At 64.0% G+C, this 18,661-nt stretch carries 18 protein-coding genes; 10 read left to right on the forward strand and 8 right to left on the reverse strand.

The window, feature by feature from the left end; all coding sequences use genetic code 11:
* Positions 1 to 1,899, reverse strand: coding sequence for a serine/threonine-protein kinase (locus QOH60_RS23495; RefSeq protein WP_526424283.1), 1,899 nt, complete (start codon positions 1,897 to 1,899; stop codon positions 1 to 3).
* A gap of 430 nt (positions 1,900 to 2,329) precedes the next feature.
* Positions 2,330 to 4,663, reverse strand: coding sequence for a phosphorylase family protein (locus tag QOH60_RS23500; protein WP_526424284.1), 2,334 nt, complete (start codon positions 4,661 to 4,663; stop codon positions 2,330 to 2,332).
* A 61-nt stretch (positions 4,664 to 4,724) separates the two neighbouring features.
* On the opposite strand from QOH60_RS23500, the gene QOH60_RS23505 reads away from it, so the two are divergent.
* From QOH60_RS23505 to QOH60_RS23515, 3 genes are all read left to right on the forward strand, one after another.
* Positions 4,725 to 5,096, forward strand: coding sequence for a hypothetical protein (locus QOH60_RS23505; protein WP_526424285.1), 372 nt, complete (start codon positions 4,725 to 4,727; stop codon positions 5,094 to 5,096).
* 127 nt (positions 5,097 to 5,223) lie between these two features.
* Positions 5,224 to 6,069: an endonuclease/exonuclease/phosphatase family protein gene (locus QOH60_RS23510; protein WP_526424286.1), complete on the forward strand. Its 846-nt coding sequence runs from the start codon at positions 5,224 to 5,226 to the stop codon at positions 6,067 to 6,069.
* 599 nt (positions 6,070 to 6,668) lie between these two features.
* Complete coding sequence (locus QOH60_RS23515) at positions 6,669 to 7,490, forward strand: hypothetical protein (protein WP_526424287.1); 822 nt, start codon at positions 6,669 to 6,671, stop codon at positions 7,488 to 7,490.
* Here the strand turns inward: QOH60_RS23515 and QOH60_RS23520 are convergent.
* Entirely contained in the window at positions 7,487 to 7,975 is a 489-nt protein-coding gene (locus tag QOH60_RS23520) for a Dps family protein (RefSeq protein WP_526424288.1), read from the reverse strand. The genes QOH60_RS23515 and QOH60_RS23520 overlap by 4 nt on opposite strands.
* 133 nt (positions 7,976 to 8,108) lie before the next feature.
* Between QOH60_RS23520 and QOH60_RS23525 the strand changes: the two genes are divergently transcribed.
* On the forward strand, positions 8,109 to 8,543 hold the full coding sequence (locus QOH60_RS23525) for a hypothetical protein (protein ID WP_526424289.1): 435 nt from the start codon (positions 8,109 to 8,111) through the stop codon (positions 8,541 to 8,543).
* 345 nt (positions 8,544 to 8,888) lie between these two features.
* On the opposite strand, the gene QOH60_RS23530 is transcribed toward QOH60_RS23525, so the two are convergent.
* The 3 genes from QOH60_RS23530 to QOH60_RS23540 form a co-directional block, all read right to left on the reverse strand.
* Positions 8,889 to 9,263: a DUF202 domain-containing protein gene (locus QOH60_RS23530; RefSeq protein ID WP_526424290.1), complete on the reverse strand. Its 375-nt coding sequence runs from the start codon at positions 9,261 to 9,263 to the stop codon at positions 8,889 to 8,891.
* A gap of 204 nt (positions 9,264 to 9,467) precedes the next feature.
* Positions 9,468 to 11,030: a GAF domain-containing sensor histidine kinase gene (locus QOH60_RS23535; RefSeq protein ID WP_526424291.1), complete on the reverse strand. Its 1,563-nt coding sequence runs from the start codon at positions 11,028 to 11,030 to the stop codon at positions 9,468 to 9,470.
* Between the two features lie 104 nt (positions 11,031 to 11,134).
* On the reverse strand, positions 11,135 to 12,115 hold the full coding sequence (locus QOH60_RS23540; protein ID WP_526424292.1) for an aldo/keto reductase: 981 nt from the start codon (positions 12,113 to 12,115) through the stop codon (positions 11,135 to 11,137).
* A gap of 250 nt (positions 12,116 to 12,365) precedes the next feature.
* Between QOH60_RS23540 and QOH60_RS23545 the strand changes: the two genes are divergently transcribed.
* On the forward strand, positions 12,366 to 12,752 hold the full coding sequence (locus tag QOH60_RS23545; RefSeq protein ID WP_526424293.1) for a LytR/AlgR family response regulator transcription factor: 387 nt from the start codon (positions 12,366 to 12,368) through the stop codon (positions 12,750 to 12,752).
* Here QOH60_RS23545 and QOH60_RS23550 read toward each other — a convergent pair.
* A complete protein-coding gene (locus QOH60_RS23550) occupies positions 12,720 to 13,364 on the reverse strand; it encodes a response regulator transcription factor (RefSeq protein ID WP_526424324.1) in 645 nt (214 codons plus the stop codon). The two genes, QOH60_RS23545 and QOH60_RS23550, sit on opposite strands and share 33 nt — an antisense overlap.
* Positions 13,365 to 13,611: 247 nt before the next feature.
* Between QOH60_RS23550 and QOH60_RS23555 the strand changes: the two genes are divergently transcribed.
* The 5 genes from QOH60_RS23555 (at position 13,612) to QOH60_RS23575 (ending at position 17,369) form a co-directional block, all read left to right on the forward strand.
* Positions 13,612 to 14,331: an MIP/aquaporin family protein gene (locus QOH60_RS23555; RefSeq protein WP_526424294.1), complete on the forward strand. Its 720-nt coding sequence runs from the start codon at positions 13,612 to 13,614 to the stop codon at positions 14,329 to 14,331.
* Between the two features lie 19 nt (positions 14,332 to 14,350).
* Positions 14,351 to 14,983, forward strand: a complete 633-nt coding sequence (locus QOH60_RS23560) for a glycosyltransferase (protein ID WP_526424295.1) — start codon at positions 14,351 to 14,353, stop codon at positions 14,981 to 14,983.
* Positions 14,980 to 15,123, forward strand: a complete 144-nt coding sequence (locus QOH60_RS23565; protein WP_526424296.1) for a hypothetical protein — start codon at positions 14,980 to 14,982, stop codon at positions 15,121 to 15,123. The genes QOH60_RS23560 and QOH60_RS23565 overlap by 4 nt, the downstream gene beginning before the upstream one ends.
* A complete protein-coding gene (locus tag QOH60_RS23570) occupies positions 15,120 to 16,574 on the forward strand; it encodes a catalase (RefSeq protein WP_526424297.1) in 1,455 nt (484 codons plus the stop codon). Before QOH60_RS23565 ends, QOH60_RS23570 begins: the two co-directional genes overlap by 4 nt.
* A gap of 156 nt (positions 16,575 to 16,730) precedes the next feature.
* Positions 16,731 to 17,369, forward strand: a complete 639-nt coding sequence (locus QOH60_RS23575) for an HD domain-containing protein (RefSeq protein ID WP_526424298.1) — start codon at positions 16,731 to 16,733, stop codon at positions 17,367 to 17,369.
* A gap of 164 nt (positions 17,370 to 17,533) precedes the next feature.
* Here the strand turns inward: QOH60_RS23575 and QOH60_RS23580 are convergent, their stop codons facing one another.
* Positions 17,534 to 18,628, reverse strand: a complete 1,095-nt coding sequence (locus QOH60_RS23580) for a sulfite oxidase (protein ID WP_526424325.1) — start codon at positions 18,626 to 18,628, stop codon at positions 17,534 to 17,536.
* Between the last annotated feature and the right edge of the window lie 33 nt (positions 18,629 to 18,661).

The raw sequence follows: 18,661 nt of genomic DNA on the forward strand, positions 1-18,661 counted from the left end.
TCAGTCGCCGACGCGTTCATATTTCGCGTTGAACTCACCACCCACGCAACTGGTGTCGGGTGAATCCACCCGACCGTGCCCGGTAAGCAGTTGGATCGGTTCGTCCGGCGGACTGGGCAGCGGATACGTTCCGGTGATTTTGACCTGAACGGTGTTACCGAGTTTGCACTTGACGGCGCCCTGCGTGTCTTGGGCCCACTGCCCGTTGCCGAAGACCAGTGTCACGACGCCGTCGGGGGCGTGCATCAAGCTGATGCACCGATCTCCCGTGCGAAGACAGTACGTTTGGGCCGCGAGGTCAGAGACTTCCGGCGCTGTGGCGCCGCTTGTGAACGTCACCGTCTGGCGGTATCGGCCGTGCAGCGCTGAGGCCAGGGACATCACTCGCGGTGGAAGGTTGGCGGGGTCAGACACGTTGGCGTTGTCGGCGTCTCCGGTCCGGGTGAAGGTGACGGTTCGTCTGGCGCTGGCGCACCCGTTGGTGGTGGCCCTGGCGGTCACCCCGAAAAGAGTCCCGTTAGGCCGCGGCTGCAGCGTGTACGTCACCCACGCTTCGGCTTGAGGGTCATTGCACGGCACCGAGCCGAGTGCAACCGCGATCCAGCTGCCACCGACCTGATCGAAGACCAAGTTTGTCACGATGGACGTTCCGGCGTCACCGATGGAGGACGCCGTGGCCACACAGCCGCTCGCGCGGCACACCGAGCGCACGTCGAAGGTGCCCTTGATCGGCGGGGCATCGTCAACTGGTTGACCGTCGAGCGTTGTGCCAGGCCCGAATTCCGCGTCGTACCTACCGGTAAAGGGTCCGGCGTCGGCCGCCGGGGTGGCGGGCGCATCGCTGCGATGAAGAAGCTTGATGGTGGCGAATACACCGCCGGCCACAAGCGCGACGATGGCGACAAGAGCCGAAATCACGTTGCGCGGGCGCCACATCCGCCGCTTGGCATCAGCAGGCGCCGGTGGTATTCCCGTGTATTGCGCTGCGGGCGGGAGGTTTGGCGAAGGCGGCGGCGTGCGCACGAGCGTGGACGGTTGGACGGCGACGCGGCTGGCTGGGGTCGCGAAGCGCTGGTTCAGTTCTTGCGCGAATTCTTGGCAGCTGGCATACCTGTCCGCGGGTTTTTTGGCCAGCGCCTTCTCGAACACCGGATCGAGCCCACGAAGCTCGGGACGTGTTGGCCCGATAGATGGCACCGGTGTCATGACGTGTTGGGTGATCACCACCGCCGGATTGGAAGCCTCATACGGCGGCGCGCCGGTCAACAGATGAAATGCGGTGCAAGCCAGCGCGTACTGATCAGCGCGCCCGTCAACCGTCTGACCCAGAAGCTGCTCGGGCGCCGCGTAGGCCACCGTGCCCACCGCGAAGTTGGTCGCCGTCAACTTCGCCGAATCCTCGATTTGGCGCGCGATGCCGAAGTCGGCCAGAAACACCCGCCGCGCCTGGCCGTCGGGCTCGGTCAGCAGGATGTTGGCTGGTTTGACGTCGCGGTGCAGCACGCCTCGGTAGTGCGCATAGTCGAGTGCGGACGCAACAGCGGTGATGATCGGGAGAACCTCATCGAAAGGCATTCCCCTGGAGTAGCTTTCACGCAACCTGTGAGCCAAATCGGTGCCGGCGATGTAGTCCATCGAGATCCACAGAAGGTCGTCGTACTCGCCACGGTCGTGAATGCCGACGATGTGCGGATGCGACAACGTGGCCGCCACGTCCGCCTCCCGCAGAAACCGCGCGGTGTAATCCGAATCGTCTGAGAGGTCCGCCGGCAGAACCTTGATCGCATCCTGGCGCGGCAACCGAGGGTGCTGCGCCAGATACACCGTGCCCATTCCCCCGGCACCCAGCTGCCGCACGATCGTGTATCCGGCAAACGTCTGGCCGGCCGCCAAGGACATGGGCAAATCGTATGTGCCGTCCTCGCCGAGACGGCAATTTCGCAGGCCTGCTCTCGAACTTTCCCTGCGGCTCAGCCGGTAAATGGGATTCGCGAATCAGGAATCTTCGGTACCACCAGGCGCTTTACTGATTCCAAGAATCATCCAAGACCTTCGCACCACCTTGACAGGGACTGTCCATCGAGGAAGGCAAGCCATGAAGCGAGCGATCGCCCCGTTAGCCGCAGCCGTGCTCGTGTCAGCGGGCCTGGGGATGACATCCGCGCCGGCATTGCGCATGCCGTAAACCAGGGCCCTTATCAGTGGTGCCCCGGCGACCCCATGTCCGTGCCGAGGCGCACTCCTCCCCCGCCCGAGTCGAATATCTGGGACGGAGACGATCCCCCGCCGAGCACCAGCTGTCAGCCGTTCTGCTTGTAACCCTCCGGCGCTAGGCGTCGTCGTCGCGGTTGCTCAAGAACGCCTCGGTGACGATCGCCGCATTGTCCGCAGCGATTTGCTTGTAGACGAAGAACGTGAACGGGTAGCCCGGCAGATTGAGCGGGTCGCCGGGCCCGTCGGACATGCCGCGAATCCCGAGGAACGGGATGCCGTGCGCGTCGGCGACCTGCTGCGCCGCTGCGGTCTCCTGGTCCACCGCATCCACCGCTAGCGGCGTGGCGCCCAGAAGTCCGGTGAGGTTGGTGAGAAGTCCCCCGAGCACGAATGGCACGATCGCCTGGAAGAAGTTGCCGACGAACAAGGGTGATCGATCCGGTGCCGCCAGGGGTTGGGGACCGAAGACGGCACCGCCCAACGGGATATTCGGGAACGCCGTCCCGTTGTTGTTGTCGCCCGTGGATCCGTCGCCGCCGACGAACAATTCCGGCTCGCGCCCAAGGTTGACCAGCTGAAGGCGGCCAAGCGGACCGCAATGGCACGCGGGATCTCCGATGCTGTCCGTGCTCATCAGGTCGACGTCAAGAGCGTTGGCTTCTGCAAGCATCTCGCTATCCACGGCGTGCCATGTTGCGCCGCCGTCGGACGTCCACCGGGCAGGGACGGCGACGTCGCCGATCTCGGTGCGTCCCGACCCACCGGCGACGCCCGAGAACACCACCGCGTCGATGGACGTTCCGGACTCGGCGGTGAAATAGTCGAGTGCCGTCTCGGTGGTTTGCGTGGCGTTGACCTCACCAATGCCCGTCATCGCCACGATGACCTTCTGTCCGCCGAGCGTGCCGAGATAGAAGTGGTGACCGTCGACGACGACGACCGGGTTGGGGTCAAGCGTCGTGCGGGCGAGGACGGCGTCGGCCTCGGCCGGGAAGGCGGACAGGATCAGCGTGCGCTGTTCGGGTTGCGCGTCTGCCACGGTGGCTTGGTTTACGGCCAGGGCACTGCTTTGGTCAAGCAGCCCGAGCTGGCGGTAGATGTCGGGGCGCACGACCGATGACTGCGAATAGGTCCCCCCAAGGTTGGTAATCGGCCAATCGTGAGGCAGCCCCGTACCCACGACCATCGAGATCGGCGCGCCGATGTCCACTGCGCGCTGGTAGAGCAGCAGATTGTCGGGGTACAGGATCTCGCGCTCCCCGACGTAAATCGTGGTGGGTGGCAGCGCCTTGAGCACGTCGGTTTCCATGAACAACGGACTCACCCTGGGATCTTTCAAGTCGGTGATGCCGTCGAACGTGTGGTTGTCGTTCTGGTAGAAGCTGAGGTTATTCACGTCGAAGATCGGGTCATCGATGGTCTTGATATCGGGATTGGTCAGCGACGAGTCGGCCGCTCCCGAGAGAAGCACCATTCTGGCCGGCAGGGGATCGCCACGCAGGATCAGTTCCCGCACCGCTCCCATCGCGTACGTGACTCCGGCCGAGTCGGCGTAGATGCTGACGTTTTCGGCGCCGTACCGGTCGATCTGTTGAGAGATGAAATCGGCCGTCTCGGGTTGGACGTTGCGGATGGATCCAGCTTCGGTGGTCGCCAGAGGATAGATGGGCACGATCACGGTCGCGCCGGTGCCGCGGGCCATCTGGGTGTAGTCGATCCAATGCAAGAGGGTCGGCTGCAGGATGTAACCCCCGCCATGCAGGGCGATCACGGTCTTACCGGTCGGGTTGGGCGGCTCGAATTGCCAGACTTTCCAGACGACACCCGGCGATATTTCGTATTGCGTCTGCTGTGCAGTCAACCCCAGCGTCAGGAAGAACGGCGGTTCCTCACTTGACAGAACCGTGCCCACAAGGCCTGAGAAATCTATGCCGAAGAGGCCGAAAACTTGGCGCGCCGTCTTCAGCCCGAGCTGCACGACCTGGTCGATCAAGTTCGGCGGCGCGGTATAGGTCAGCGAATTCTGCACTGCCTGCGCTTGAAGGTCCGTCGTCTCGGCGACCAGCGCCTGACTCGTCGTCGCAAGGCTGGCCGCTGCGTCGGCTAGCGCCGGTGGCGCAAGCGCGGACTCGAACTCGCGCCGGGCGAACGCCAACACGCTCCACGCAGCAGGGCCGTCGGCAGGCCCAGCCGGAATGTCGTTGGCGGCCAACGGATTGAGGAAATGTTCTACCAGGTTCGACACCGCACCTGCGAACACCCGGAGGGGATCGGCGGGGGCCGGAGCCTGTGGCGCGACGCGTTCGACGGTAGGGGTCTTGTCGGCCACCGGAGCCCGCGCGACTGCGCCACCGTCGATCGATGACGACGCGACGCTCAACGATGGTATCGCGAAGGTGACCTTTTGCGAGGCAACACTTCTCGATACGAGCGCTGAGTCATCTGTCACCGAAGACGACGTCTTCGAGCCAAGCGGCCCTCGCGCCTTGAGGTCAGGCTTGGGACGCCACGTGTCCAGGGACGTCGGCGAGGTCAGCTCAGGGACACTGGGTGCGGTCAGCTTGCTGGTCGGCGTCTTCGGGTGGGTCCGGCGGCCACCTCTGCCTTCCGCCGCGTCCGGGGATTCTGATGTCGTCGAGCCGGTGGACCCCGTGTTAGCGGAGGACTCCAGCGTCGACGACGCCGGCGACGGCTTCGCGGGCGTCGGGGATTCCGTATTGCCCGGTGCGGGCGTGTCGGCCTTATCGGGCGCTGCCGAACTCGAGCCCGACGACGAGGAACCCGCCGGCTCAGCCCATGCGATTCCCGGGTGGCTGAAGAGCGCGACGCCGACGCCAAGGGCTACCGCCAGGCCGCCGATCCGGCCTACGTACGCCGCGTAGGAGCCTCCCCGCACCCTGCACTTATAACTCTTGCCGCGGATCGACACGCCGGTAACGGCCATACCGGGCAAACCTCGACGTCTGCGCCGTTAACGGCGGCGGTAGGCCACCGTGGACGATGGGTGGCGTGTTCTTTCGTCGGCGAACCGTACCGATGGTCGGATACGACGCCGCGACCAACCGGTGGAGCGTGACCGGCGACGCGAGTCCCGTTGATCGCGATGCGCTGACGGTGACGACCTTCAACGTCTGGTACGACGGCTACTTCGCGGACGAACGGTATCGCGCGATTGCGACGCTGCTCTCCCGGGAAACGCCGGATGTCATGGTGTTTCAAGAAATGACTCCACCCGCGCTGGAGATTCTTCAGGCGCAACCGTGGATCCGAGAGCACTATCGGTGCGCGGCGGTGGTCGGCGGCAGGGCGGGCAACTACGGCTTGGTGATGTTTTCGCGGCTGCCTACCGCAAGGGTCATCCACAGCCGACTGCCGTCGCGGCCGACTCGCCGCTCACGGGGAATGCTGCTTGCCGAGTTTGCGGTCAACGGCAGGCCCCTTGCCATCTGCTCACTGCATCTTGACAGCGGTAAAGGCCGCGCCCGGTTGCGTGGCCGCCAGCTGCGGCGGGTGTTCCGCGCGTTGCGGTCGGCCGACGACGCGATCGTGCTCGGGGACTTCAACATGCGCGACAGTGAGAACACGCGGATTACGTTGCCCTATTACGACGTTTGGCCGACGTTGCGGCCACACCATGACGGCTTCACCGAGGACACGTCGATCAACACCATGCGGCTCGACAGCAAGAACAAACATACCCAGGTCCGCTTCGACCGCGTGCTTCTCAAGGGCCCAGCCTGGTCTGCCGACAGCATCGACCTGCTTGGGGCCGAACCGATCTCGAGCGCGCACCCCAGAGTGTTCCCGTCCGACCATTTCGGCGTGAAGTGCTGCCTCGTCCGCCGGCGTGCGTGACTACCGCCACCCTTGCCAGCGCCAGCAAATAAATGGTCTAACAATGATCATGCACATTAATCTTTGCCAGACTGACCGCAGTCAATACCGGGCCAACCGAACGATGCGGAGTTGTCCGGCAGCGCGAGGGCGCGCTACACGTCCGTCAGCAAATCGGCCAATGACCATAACCGGGCTGGTCGCGGCGCGGCACGAAAACATCCCGCGTCCCCATCAGATGCATCAAGAACATCGCAGACGGTCGTAATACCAGCTCGTGTGAGCCGATTTATCTTCTGACATGTCAATTTATGTACTAAAAGATTACATTTTGGGCACAAAACAGGGACATGGTATGTTGCCGGCATGGCGCATCGTCTCGGTCACGATCGACATCCAGCAATCTCCTGCGCCTGCATACCTTCGTTCGTTGGCCGCGCGTCTGCTGATACACCCGAGGCGCGATGGCGACGGTCCATTCCCGGATCCGAATTGCTGGATGTCCGCGCCAGTCGGCGCACGAGCCGGTTCGAGCAAATTCCACGAGGCCGGCGCATCTTCGAGCCCCAGCTTTTGAGGCGACGGGTTGGTTCTGCAGGAAACATCGAAAGGAGTGAGAGATGAATGATCGGTCCGCGTCATCGCGCCGCCACAACGTCATCCGGCCGGGGGGTCTTTCGGCGATAGCCAGGATGGGCGCCGGCGTGGCGTTCGCCCTGGCTCTCGGCATATCGGTTGTGACGCATGCCCCTTCAGCGCAGGCTGGAGACACGTGCAATAGCTGCGGTGGTAGTCCCCCCGCGCATCAACCGCACGGCGGGACTCTCGGTCCTTCCGTCGGCTGGGACCTCGTGGACATCGGCCAATGGGCGGGAGGCGTGCCCGGGCTTGCCAATTCGGCAGGCAAACTCGGCTGGACGAGTAGTTCGATCCTCGGCCCGGACGGACTCGCGGCCAACATCGTCGGCATCAACAAACAATTCGATCAGATCGGCCCTGCGGTGCTTGATCTGAAAATCGTCAAGGGCGCGGGCATCACCATCACCCCGCCCCACCAAGAGTCACCGTGCCCGCCGGACAAAGGCGGACGCACCGTCGGTCCCTCAGTGACACTGGATCTGGTGGATATCGGCCAGTGGACTGGAAGGATACCCGGGTTGGCCACCTCGACCGGCAAGCTCGGCTGGACAAGCAAGTCGACACTGAGCCGTTCCGGACTGAACTTCAACATCGTCGGCTTCAACCAACAAAGCGACCAGATCGGCCCCGCAAACTTCAACCTCGGCATCGTCAAGGGCGCCAGCTTCAATATCACCCCACCGGGGACGAAACCGCCCGGCGGAAAACCCGGAGGCGACAAACCGCACAAACCGGGCGACGACAAACCGCACAAACTCGGCGGTGACAAGAGCAGCGGCGGCGAAGGCAGCAGCCCCGGCTAGACCTTTCGGTTCTCCGACTTGATCAGCCAGGCCAGCTTCTCCAGCCCGTCGATGAACTGATGCAGGATGTCGGCTGTGCTCGGATCCTCAGCGTCGACGGCGTCGTGCACCGCTCGCACGGTGTCGACGGCCGCGTAGACGCGGGCGGTGATCAGGTCCACGACCTCATAGGTGTTCTGCTCGTCGGCGGGGAACTGCGGCAGCGTGCTCGTCGCAGCGACGGTGTCCGATCGACCATCCGGCGTCGCATCCAAGGCTCGCATGCGCTCAGCGATCGTGTCGCTGCTCTCGCGGGCGAAGTCGACCAGCTCGTCGAGCTGCAGATGCAGGTCACGGAAATTGCTGCCGACGACGTTCCAGTGCGCCTGCTTGCCCTGGAGGTGTAGTTCGACGAGGTCAACCAAAACCCGCTGAAGGTTCGCGGCGAACTCCGGCGATGCGTGGAAGGCGGTGATTTCTGCTTCATTGCGACGTGTAGTGCTCATATATTGGACAACCACCCCAGATCTGGAATGAATCCAATTTAGGCTGTCGGCCGGGTCACACCCCACAGGTTCGCCCGCGATCCGAGTCGTTAGCGTTGCGCGCACACGTCAGTTCGATGGTCGAGGAGTAGGCATGTCAATTCGCGCCCGGGTGATCGCGCTCGGTGGCGGGATCCTCGTGATAGTCAACCTCGTTGGCTGCGGGGGCTCCCCGAATGCGGGACAGTCCAGCAGCTCGAGCACCGCAGTCAGCTCTTCGGCCGCGTCAGCGTCGACAACATCTGCGACGAACACTGCGCCGTCGGGTCTGACCGTGGACGTGGCGATCAAGGACGGCGTGCCAAAGCCCGTCAACGCGTCGTACCAGGCGACCGTCAGTCAGCCGATCACATTCCGGGTCACAAGCGACGCCGAGGACGAACTACACGTGCATTCCGAGCCTGAGCATTCATTCGAGGTCAAAGCAGCTGCCGATCAGACCTTCACCTTCACCGTCGATGTGCCCGGACGCGTCGAAGTCGAACTTCATCACTTGAACGTCGTGCTCGCCACGATCGACGTGCGGTAGCAGCACGGCGCCACAAATCAGTAACGGTTCAATATTGACTCGCGACGCACTTCGCGCCTGCGTCTGCTCGGGCGCGCCGGACTTGTCGCCGCTGCCCTCGGTGTAGGTGCCGCGGTGTTCGCGCACCCGATCGTCGCGCGCGCCGACTACGACGAGAAGTACTTCAAGTTCTGCCTTGACAGCATCGGACAGGGTGTCCAGTACTGCTGCGCTCACGCAGGAGGGGTAGTCAGCGGCGGGAGTTGCGTGGATCCCGCGAGCCAGGACATGTCGCCGACAATCTCGCAGCGAAATTCGCCACCGATATCCTTGTGCCCGTCGCACCGCGGCCCTGACGCGCGGGTACTACAGCCTCAAGACAACGACAACGAGCGCGGTCACGCCGAGGATGGCGATGAGACCGGCCATGATCGCGGATATCGAATAAGGCATCTTTCCGCCCTCTGCCCGCAACGAGTTCATCGCTTGACGATGCTGAAACCAGGCCAGCCCGAGAGCGGTGAGGCCGATCCCGATCATCAGGATTCCGACGACCCACGGGCTCACGACGGTGCGGCGGTGCTCCTCGGTCCCCAGGTACCGGAAGAACTGAAAGATCGTGAAACCAAAAGCGATCAACGACGTGCTGGTGCGGATCCAGGCCATCAGCGTTCGTTCATGAGCCAGGCGGGTGCGCTCAATCGCAAGTTGAGTGGAGGTGTCAACCTGTCTATCCACCATGATTTGAACTTCATCACATCGGGTCGTTCATCGTGGCTTGTTTGGGAGCTCCTCGTCCGTTCGTAAATTCTCTTCGCGCTGACTGGTGCCAGGCACCGTCCAGTACTCACCTCAGTACCCCTACTTTGAGGGCGACATGTTCGACGGCGCACATCGCGGCGGCATCGTTGACGGTCGCAGACCGCAGAACAGGCGCGCGATCAATTACCGGCTCGCCGAGGCGACATCGGTGTCGAATGGGATCATCGCTCGCAGCGACGTCCCGCTGTCAGGCGGACTTGAAATCTCGATACTTCCGCCGAGCGCTTCGACCCGGTCCCGCAGACCGACGAGCCCGGAGCCGCCTTCCGCGTCCGCGCCGCCCACACCGTCGTCCTGAATGAGCAGATGCAGGGCGTCAGCCTGAGCGTCCACAGTGACATCCGCCTGCGACGCCTGTGCGTGCTTGGCCACATTTGTCAGGGCCTCGGCTACGACGTAGTAGGCGGCCACTTCGGCCGACTCCGGCAACCTCCGGTCAACCGTGAGGTGCAGCTCTACTGGGACTGCGGACCGGCGGGCCAAGGTCTTGAGAGCCGGACCAAGTCCGCCCCTGGACAGGATCGCCGGATGAATCCCGCGCGACAGCTCCTGGAGTTCCTCTGAGACGCCGGTCAAACCTTGCACGACGTCGGAGATCTGCTGCTCCAAGTCGGGCCGGTCCGGAATCGACCCTTCGATCATGCGCATTTGCAGGCCCAGCGAGACGAGCCGCTGCTGCGCACCGTCGTGAAGATCGCGCTCCAGACGCCGGCGGGCCTCGTCGCCGGCCGCGACGATCCTGGTCCGCGACGCGGCAAGCTGCGTCCGGGTCTCGGCGTTGGCAATCGCAGTCGCGACGAGATCGGCAAAGTCGCCAACCCGCTCTTCGGAATCTGCCGGCAGGGACTCGGACCGCGATGAGCCGATGATGGCGGCACCCCACAGGTGACCATCGACAAGAATCGGAACTCCGACCCCGGAGCGGAGGCCAAGCCGGCGAATGTATGCCGCGCTGGCGCCCGTGACGTCGTCGTGACTGTCCACGCGGGCGGCGCAGCCGACACGGTAGACGGTGGCCGCCACTGATTCGTCCGCGAGCGAAAAGCGTTCTCCAACGCGGGGTTTGGCCCCCTCAATGTCATGATGGGCGGCGAGAATCGTGGCTCCCCCGTCGGACGCGTAACGGACCAGCGTTGCGTGACGGACGCCCAGACATCCGGCCAACTCGTCAGCAACGGCCGAAAATACCTCGGACGGGGCAGCACCGCGTGCGACAAGAGTCGCCACCCGACGTAAGGCGGCCTGCTGGTCGGCGAGCACGTGCATCTCGTCGCGGTGCTCCTCCGCTTCGCGCCGGCGTGCATCCGCCTCCACGGCGCGCATTCGGGCTTGCCCTCCGAGAATGTTGGCCAACAACGCAATTGGCAAAAAGATGACGATCGCAAGCCAGTCCTCGGCCGTGTTGGGGACGAGTCCGCCCTTGGGCTCGAGGTGCACGTAAAGATAGACAACGGCACTCGCGAGCGTTGTCGCCACGGAAAGCCCGAATCCCCAGCGCGCCGATACCACAAGGACTCCGAGCAGGAAGATTGCGCCGAACGCGTTCCCGGCGCCGACATGTCTGAACATCTGCACCAACGCGGTCTCCACCGCGATAAGTGAAGCGGCCACCGCCACCCCAAGCCACAAGGGCGGAGTCGTCGGCCGCAGGAGCAGCGACGTCAGCTGAGGCCATTTCCACGTCATTACGCGAGCTCACACCGATCGTTGAGGGCTTGATCGCCCGCCCGTTGCATCATAACGGGGTACAGACGCAGCGAGCCCGAGCGAACCGGTGGCACCGGCGTTCTCTAGTTCAGCATGCCTTCTGGCGACGGTCCGCCCACCGGCGTGGCGGACGTCATGATCTTGTCGATCTCGTCGAGGTCGGAGTCGGTCAGCGACACGTCCGCGGCGTGCAGGCTCTCCTCGACATGACTGGTTTTCCGGGCGCCGACGATGGCGACATGCACGGCCGGGTTCGACAGCGCCCAGGCAATAGCGAGCTGGCTGGCGGAAAGGTCGAGGCTCGCCGCGAAGATCTCCAGGGCACGCACCGTCGCGAGATTCCGGCGGAAGGTGGCCCCCCGGAATGCCGCACTCCCATTTCTCCAGTCATCGTGGTTGAACCTGGTGTGCGCGTTGAGCGTTCCGGTCAACAACCCGTGTGCCAGCGGTCCGTACACCAGCACCCCGATGTCGTGGGCGCGGCAATACGGAAGGATCTCGTCTTCGATCTCGCGACGGAACAAGTGATACGGCGGCTGCAGCGTCTCTACCGCGAGCGTTCCGGAGAAATCGTCCATCTGGGCGGTGTTGTAGTTGGACACACCGACATGGCCGATCTTTCCTTCGGTGATCAAGTCGCGCAGGGCACTCGCGGTTTCGGCCGCCGGCACGTTGGGATCGGGCCAGTGCACCTGATAGAGGTCGATGTGGTCGACTCCCAGCGCAGTCAGGCTGGCGTCCACGCCTCGGCGCAGCCATTCGGGGCTGGCGTCGCGCACCAGGCCCCTGTCGGTTCTACGCAGACCGCCCTTCGTGGCGATCACGACAGCATCGCGCTCCGTGGTGAGTTCGTGGCGAAGCGCCTTGCCGAGGATCAGCTCGGAAGCACCGAAACCGTACCCCTGCGCCGTGTCGAAGAAGTTGACCCCTAACTCGCGGGCACGTCGGATCGCCGCAATCGCAGCGTCCTCGTCGAATTGACCCCATTCTCCGCCGAGCTGCCAGGTACCAAAGGCGATGCGCGACACATGAAGTCCGCTGCGTCCCAAGGTTGTTGTTTTCACGACCCCTCCTAGTCTCTCCTGCGGCGCTCACCGCGCTTGGGTTTGTCGACGGTGCCGGTGTCCTCCACGTTTGCCTGACCGAACCCGCTTGTCGCCACGGCTGGCGGCCATCACGGGCCCCCGCTATCTGCAGCATCGGGATGCCGGGCACCCTCCAAAACGCCTAACAGGTACGTAAGTTCCGGTTAGCGGGTATGCATAAGCCCATGTGGGACTGGAATGCTGACTGTATGGACTTGCGAGTTGCGCTGTGCGTTGCCTGATTGTCGACGACAGCCCCGGATTCGTGGCCGCCGCGCGAAGTCTGCTTGAGCGCGACGGCATCACCGTCGTCGGCGTCGCTTCGACGATTGCGGACGCGCTTGAGCACTTTCGCGAGTTGCAGCCCGACGTCACCCTGGTCGACATCGACCTCGGAGGGGAGAGCGGTTTCGAGCTCGCCGAGAAACTCGACAGCGTGCGAGACCACGCGCGGTCGTCGGTGATTTTGGTATCGACTCATGCTGAGCAGGATTTCGCGGACATGATCGCCAGCAGTCCGGCAGCCGGGTTCTTGCCTAAGTCCGGATTGAGGACTGAGGCCATCCGCGAGCTGGTCGGACGGTCAGCGGGCCTCGAGGAAGGCGATCACCGCTAACACACGCCGGTGATCATCGCCCGTCTCGGGCAGATTGAGCTTCGTGAGGATGCTGCGGACGTGCTTCTCGACGGTGCCTTCGGTCACCCAAATCCGGTGTGCGATACCGGCATTGGAGCGTCCTTCCGCCATCAAGGCCAGCACCTCCTGCTCACGGGGGCTGAGTACGGCCAGAGGGTCGTCACGCCGCTGGGCTGACACCAGCTCCCGCACGAGCGCGGGGTCGACGACTGATGCGCCCTTCGCGATGCGCTCCAACGTGTCGACGAAGTCCGCGACATCGGTGACCCGGCTCTTGAGCAGGTAACCGATGCTTCGCCCGCTGGCCAACAGCTCCATCGCATGCTCGACGTCGACATGCGCCGAGAGCACCAGGATCCCGATGTGGGGAAATTCCTCGCGAATCACCCGCGCCGCGTCAAGGCCCTCGGCCGTGTGCGTAGGCGGCATCCGAATATCGGCTAACACGAGGTCGGGCTTCGTCTGCCGGACCATCGCGAGCAGTTCAGCGCCGTCCCCGGCCTGACCGACGATGTCGAAGCCCGAGCGCTCGAGCAAGCTGGACAGTCCTTCACGCAGCAGCACATCGTCGTCTGCGATTACGACACGCATCGCTGTCGTCACCGGGCTGCCTTCCGCGCTGGCGGGCTGTGCCGCCTGTGTTGACTCCACCATGGATCCCGTCGTGCGAGGGCGGTCAGGCCGACCGCCTGAGGACATATTGCCCCCGTCGCACCCTGAAAGTTAGTCAAACATGCACTTTTGCAGCTGGCAGGTATGTCGACGTTAGGCTGGCGGGGGCGATAGATGGGCGTCAGCGTTGACGACATCGGCGCAGGACCGCGCGAGCCTGTGACGCATGGCTTCGATTACAGAACAATCACCCAAGCATGCGGTCGGCGACAAACCGACCCTCGATGAGGCGAGCGAGGCCCGAGCCGGCGCCAAATACGCTGTCGAAGCGATTGGCACGTTCTTTCTGGTCTTCACCGTCGGCGCCGCCGTGGCCAGTGCCAGCGCAATGGCACCGCTGGCTATCGGTGCCGCGCTGATGGTGATGATCTACGCCGGCGGTCATATTTCGGGTGGGCATTACAACCCGGCGGTGACGTTGGCGGTGCTGGTGCGTAGACGAATCGCGCTCCGGGACGCCATCGCCTACTGGATCGTTCAGGTCGGCGCCGGCTTGCTCGCGGCGCTGGCCGTGCGCTGGATCGTCGACCCGGCGGAGATCGCAAAACGAACGACGATGACGCTGGGCGGTCACACGCTGCTTGCCGCGTTCGTCGTGGAGCTCATATTCACGTTCGCCTTGTGCTACGTGATGCTCAACGTCGCCACGAGCAAGAGCCATCCGGACAATTCGTTCTACGGCCTGGCGATTGGATTCACGGTCGTGGCCGGCGTCTTCGCGGTGGGCACGATCTCCGGCGGCGCATTCAACCCTGCGGTGACGCTCGGCGCCGCGGCGATGGACATGTTCGCCTGGCCGACGCTCTGGGTCTACCTGATCGCTCAAATCTTCGCCGGTGTCACCGCCGGCGTGGTGTTCCTCGTGCAGAACCCGGACGACAAGTGATCCGGGCGGAGGTCGGCCGATGAGTCTCGCGTACTCCACCGCGGAGACAATGCATCCCGATATCGGGGAGGCCTCGGGCCGTGCCTCCGAGGATCCGACGGCGGCGAGATCGCGTCTCGGCTTGGCCGATCTTCCGACCATCGTCGCCATCGGTCCATTCGACGACCTCACTCATGCGCATCACCTGGCCGCCGCTTTCGCCATTCTGCAGCGAACCTGCCGCGCCCAGCTTGTCCTGCTCGGGACCGGCCACCACCGCACGGCCGCGCTCCGGGCAGTGCCACGCGGTGCCGCAACCCGGGTGCACCTCGTCGATGCCTCCCCCGAGCCGCTGTGGTCCCACATCATCGACGCTGCCGATCTCGTGGTGCTGAGCGCCACGTCCGGTCCGCGCACGCTGCTGGATGTGCTGGCCGCCGGGCGGGCGGTGGTCGCTCCCATGGATCCGACCACTGTGCGGCTGGTCGTGCCGTCAAGCGCAGGACTGGTCTACCGCCCAGACGACGTGTCCGCGCTGGCTTCCGCAATCAGGCGGCTCATCACCACACCGCCGCTGCGTCAAGGAATGGCTTTCCGCGCAAGGGAAGTCGTGCGTCGCTATCAGCTGGACCGGGAGCGGTGCCCCGAGGCACTTGAAAGGAAACCAACATGACGAGACTGCTCGCGCCACTTCTGCTGCGAATCGCGGAATTGCTCGACCAAAGCCTCTACACAGTGCCGGACATGGAGGCACCCATGCCTCCGCGGCCCGCGAACACCCATCCCTTCCCCCTCGGAAAGGCGCTTCGATGACCGAAATACAACCTGCCCCGACGACGAACGATGCGGGCATCCCCGTCGAGAGCGACGAGCATTCGCTGACAATCGGCGCCGACGGTCCGATTCTGCTGCACGATCACTACCTGATCGAGCAGATGGCGGCGTTCAACCGCGAGCGCGTGCCCGAACGGCAACCACATGCCAAGGGAAGTGGTGCTTTCGGCCGATTCGAGGTGACCCACGACGTCAGCGGCTATACCAAAGCAGCGGTCTTTCAACCCGGCACGGTCACCGAAGGAGTCATCCGATTTTCGACCGTCGCGGGCGAGCGCGGCAGCCCAGACACCTGGCGCGACCCGCGCGGCTGGGCGCTGAAGTTCTACACCACCGAAGGCAACTACGACATCGTCGGTAACAACACCCCGGTGTTCTTCATCCGCGATCCGTTGAAGTTCGGGCATTTCATCCGCTCCCAGAAGCGCCGCGCCGACAGCAACTTACGCGACCACGACATGCAGTGGGATTTCTGGACGCTGTCCCCCGAGTCGGCGCACCAGGTGACGTACTTGATGGGCGACAGGGGCATCCCGCACACCTGGCGCCATATGAACCTCTACGGCTCTCATACATTCATGTGGGTCAACGCCGCCGGGGAGAAGTTCTGGGTGAAATACCACTTCATCACCGACCAGGGCGTCGAGAACCTCACCCAGGCGGAGGCGGACCAGCTGGTGTCGGTGGACACCGACTTCCACACCCGTGACCTGTTCGAGGCGATCAAGCGCGGCGAGTACCCCAGCTGGACGTTGAAGATGCAGATCATGCCGTTCGACGACGCAAAAACATACCGGTTCAACCCGTTTGACTTGACCAAGACCTGGCCGCATGTTGACTACCCACTCATCGAGGTCGGCCGGCTCACCCTGGACCGCAATCCCACCGACAACCACAGCCAGATCGAACAGGGCGCGTGGGAGCCGAGCAACATGGTGCCGGGCATCGGTCCCAGCCCCGACAAGATGCTGCTGGGACGCATCTTCGCCTACGCCGACGCGCACCGCGTCCGCATCGGCTCCAATTACAACCAACTACCGGTCAACGCACCGAAGTCGCCCGTGCACAGCTACAGCAAGGACGGCCACATGCGATACAACACGGTCTCCGACCCCGTCTACGCGCCGAACTCGAAGGGCGGCCCGCAAGCCGACACCACGCGCTACGGCGAGCCCGCGGGCTGGCATACCGACGGCGAAATGGTGCGCACCGCATACACTTTGCGGGTCGACGACGACGACTGGGGTCAGGCCGGTAGGTTGGCCCGCGACGTGCTCGACGACGAGCAGCGAGACAGGCTGGTCGACAACATTGTCGGCCATCTGCTCGACGGTGTCAGCGAACCAGTCTTGGAGCGCGCGTTCGATTATTGGCGCAACGTCGACAAGGACCTGGGTGACCGAGTCGAGAAGGGTGTCCGCGCAGGCTGATTGCCGCGCGGAGATGACGATGAGTACGCGGCCGCCTGGTCCTCCGACAAGGGTCCTGTTATTCCTCCCTGGAGTGTCCATTGAGATCAACGTCGCGTCGACGGTCCGGCGGCGAAAGCGCAGTGTAGTTGCGACCCAAGAACGAGAGGCGAGAAGATGAGCGAAACAATTGCCGGAGTAACGATTCCCGACACGGTGGTAGTGAAGGCGGCTACCGAACTGGTACTTGACGCGGATGACGATCTGCTCTTCCACCACTCGCGTCGGGTGTATCTGTGGGGCAGCCTCAAAGCGCGCGCGCTCGGGCTGTCACCCGATCCTGAGCTGAGCTATGTCGGCGCGATGTTTCACGACTTGGGTTTGACCTCGAAACACCGCAGCCGGCATCAGCGATTCGAAGTCGACGGCGCCGACATCGCACGGCGATTCCTGCTCGATCACGGTTATAGCCCAGACGAGGCTCAAAAGGTCTGGTTCGCCATCGCGCTCCACACAACTCCCGGCATCCCTGAGCACCTAGACCCCGTGATTCATCTGGTCACGATGGGCGTTGAAACCGACGTGCTGGGAATGCAACTCGACCAGCTCAGCGCCGAGCAGCGCGCAGCGGTCACGGCGGTCCATCCCCGCCCCGATTTCAAGAACAGGATTCAGCGAGCGTTCTACGACGGCATGAAGGACCGGCCCGACACCACATTCGGGACGATGAACGACGACGTTCTCGCACATTTCGACCCGAGCTTTACGCGCGCGGATTTCGTCAGGATCATCGCAGATTCGGGCTGGCCGGAGTGACTTGCCCGGGCTTGAGGTTCACTGCGAGTGCATAAGAACGTTCATGCGAGCCGGCCCTTAGAGATCCTTGCCGCGCATCACCGCCCACTGTTCTAAATCCAAAGTCGTCAACGCTGTCCCCAAGACCCCGTCGCGGCATGCCGAACATCTCGGATTGGCGCTAGCTACAACCGGCTTCGCACGGATGCTGTGACGTGTGCCCACGCGTTGTTGCCGTATCCGCGTGGATTCCATAGCGACGCCGGCGACTCCGGATGGGTGGCACCGGCGTCATCCCACGCCCTGGCGGTCACGCTTAGTCGCCCCGGTTGGGTCTGCACAGTCATAGACCACAGTCGCCACGCCCACTGGCCGATCGCCGGTTCCAGCTCGGCTTGCTGCCAGGTGCGTCCGCCATCGAGGGACACGTCGACGCGGCCAATGCCGCGCCCATCCCCGGCCATGGCCCACCCGCGGACGGTCAACGGACCGGCCGAAATCTCAGCGCTGTCACCGGGGATGAGGATGTCGCAATTGAGCGGCAGCGACGACAATGAAATACCCTCACCCGGCGCCACGGTGTCGGGGTCCACTTCGGGTGGCAGGATGCGGTAGTCGAGAGCCTGAAAGTAGCTCTCCGAGGGAACCGGTTGTACGGTAATCGCGGTGACCCACTTGACGCTTCGCGCCCCGATGTAGCCTGGCACCACCACCCGCACCGGGCCCCCGTGCGCGCGCGGAAGCGGCTCGGAATTCATCTCCCAGGCCAGCAGTACTTCGGCCGACAAGGCCTTCTCCAATGGAATGGAGCTGCCGTACGACTGGACAGGGACGGCCTCCGGCGCTACGTCGGGCGCAGCGAACGCTACGTGCAAGCCCTCAGTGCGGCGCACTCCGGCCGCTTCGAGGACATCGGCCAGCCTGGCTCCGCTCCATCGCGCGGTCGAGATCGCCCCGTGGGCCCAGGGGTCCTTGCCGGGTATCGCACGCACCTCAACCAGTTCAGCGCGCCGGTTGCCCGCGCATGTCAAAGTCGCCACCACAGAGTGGGCGGCGAACTCTGCGGTCAGCTGGTCATAGGTCAGGGCGAGCGGCCTGTCGACCATGCCCTCGATAGTCAGGCGCCACCGCTGGGGCGCGATGTCGGGAAACGGCCCGTGATTGCGGCTGTAAAAGGTATCCACCGCGGTGATCTCAGCGCCCGCCAGCACCGGGCCGGGCGGCTCAGCGTTGAACGGCGACCGGCCGCGCACAATCATGTCGCGGCGCTTTCCCCACATCATCGCAGGCACCTATCAATCCCCACTTCCAGC

This window comes from Mycobacterium sp. (assembly GCF_032159765.1).
In the GTDB taxonomy this organism is placed as follows: domain Bacteria; phylum Actinomycetota; class Actinomycetes; order Mycobacteriales; family Mycobacteriaceae; genus Mycobacterium.

Bases quoted from the DNA above. Each gene is read 5' to 3' on its own strand.
- QOH60_RS23550 (WP_526424324.1), bottom strand. From the start codon at position 13,364: ATGCGTGTCGTAATCGCAGACGACGATGTGCTGCTGCGTGAAGGACTG.
- QOH60_RS23570 (WP_526424297.1), top strand. From the start codon at position 15,120: ATGACCGAAATACAACCTGCCCCGACGACGAACGATGCGGGCATCCCC.
- QOH60_RS23560 (WP_526424295.1), top strand. From the start codon at position 14,351: ATGAGTCTCGCGTACTCCACCGCGGAGACAATGCATCCCGATATCGGG.
- QOH60_RS23535 (WP_526424291.1), bottom strand. From the start codon at position 11,030: ATGACGTGGAAATGGCCTCAGCTGACGTCGCTGCTCCTGCGGCCGACG.
- QOH60_RS23530 (WP_526424290.1), bottom strand. From the start codon at position 9,263: ATGGTGGATAGACAGGTTGACACCTCCACTCAACTTGCGATTGAGCGC.
- QOH60_RS23555 (WP_526424294.1), top strand. From the start codon at position 13,612: ATGGCTTCGATTACAGAACAATCACCCAAGCATGCGGTCGGCGACAAA.
- QOH60_RS23575 (WP_526424298.1), top strand. From the start codon at position 16,731: ATGAGCGAAACAATTGCCGGAGTAACGATTCCCGACACGGTGGTAGTG.
- QOH60_RS23565 (WP_526424296.1), top strand. From the start codon at position 14,980: ATGACGAGACTGCTCGCGCCACTTCTGCTGCGAATCGCGGAATTGCTC.
- QOH60_RS23495 (WP_526424283.1), bottom strand. From the start codon at position 1,899: ATGTCCTTGGCGGCCGGCCAGACGTTTGCCGGATACACGATCGTGCGG.
- QOH60_RS23520 (WP_526424288.1), bottom strand. From the start codon at position 7,975: ATGAGCACTACACGTCGCAATGAAGCAGAAATCACCGCCTTCCACGCA.
- QOH60_RS23525 (WP_526424289.1), top strand. From the start codon at position 8,109: ATGTCAATTCGCGCCCGGGTGATCGCGCTCGGTGGCGGGATCCTCGTG.
- QOH60_RS23515 (WP_526424287.1), top strand. From the start codon at position 6,669: ATGAATGATCGGTCCGCGTCATCGCGCCGCCACAACGTCATCCGGCCG.
- QOH60_RS23580 (WP_526424325.1), bottom strand. From the start codon at position 18,628: ATGTGGGGAAAGCGCCGCGACATGATTGTGCGCGGCCGGTCGCCGTTC.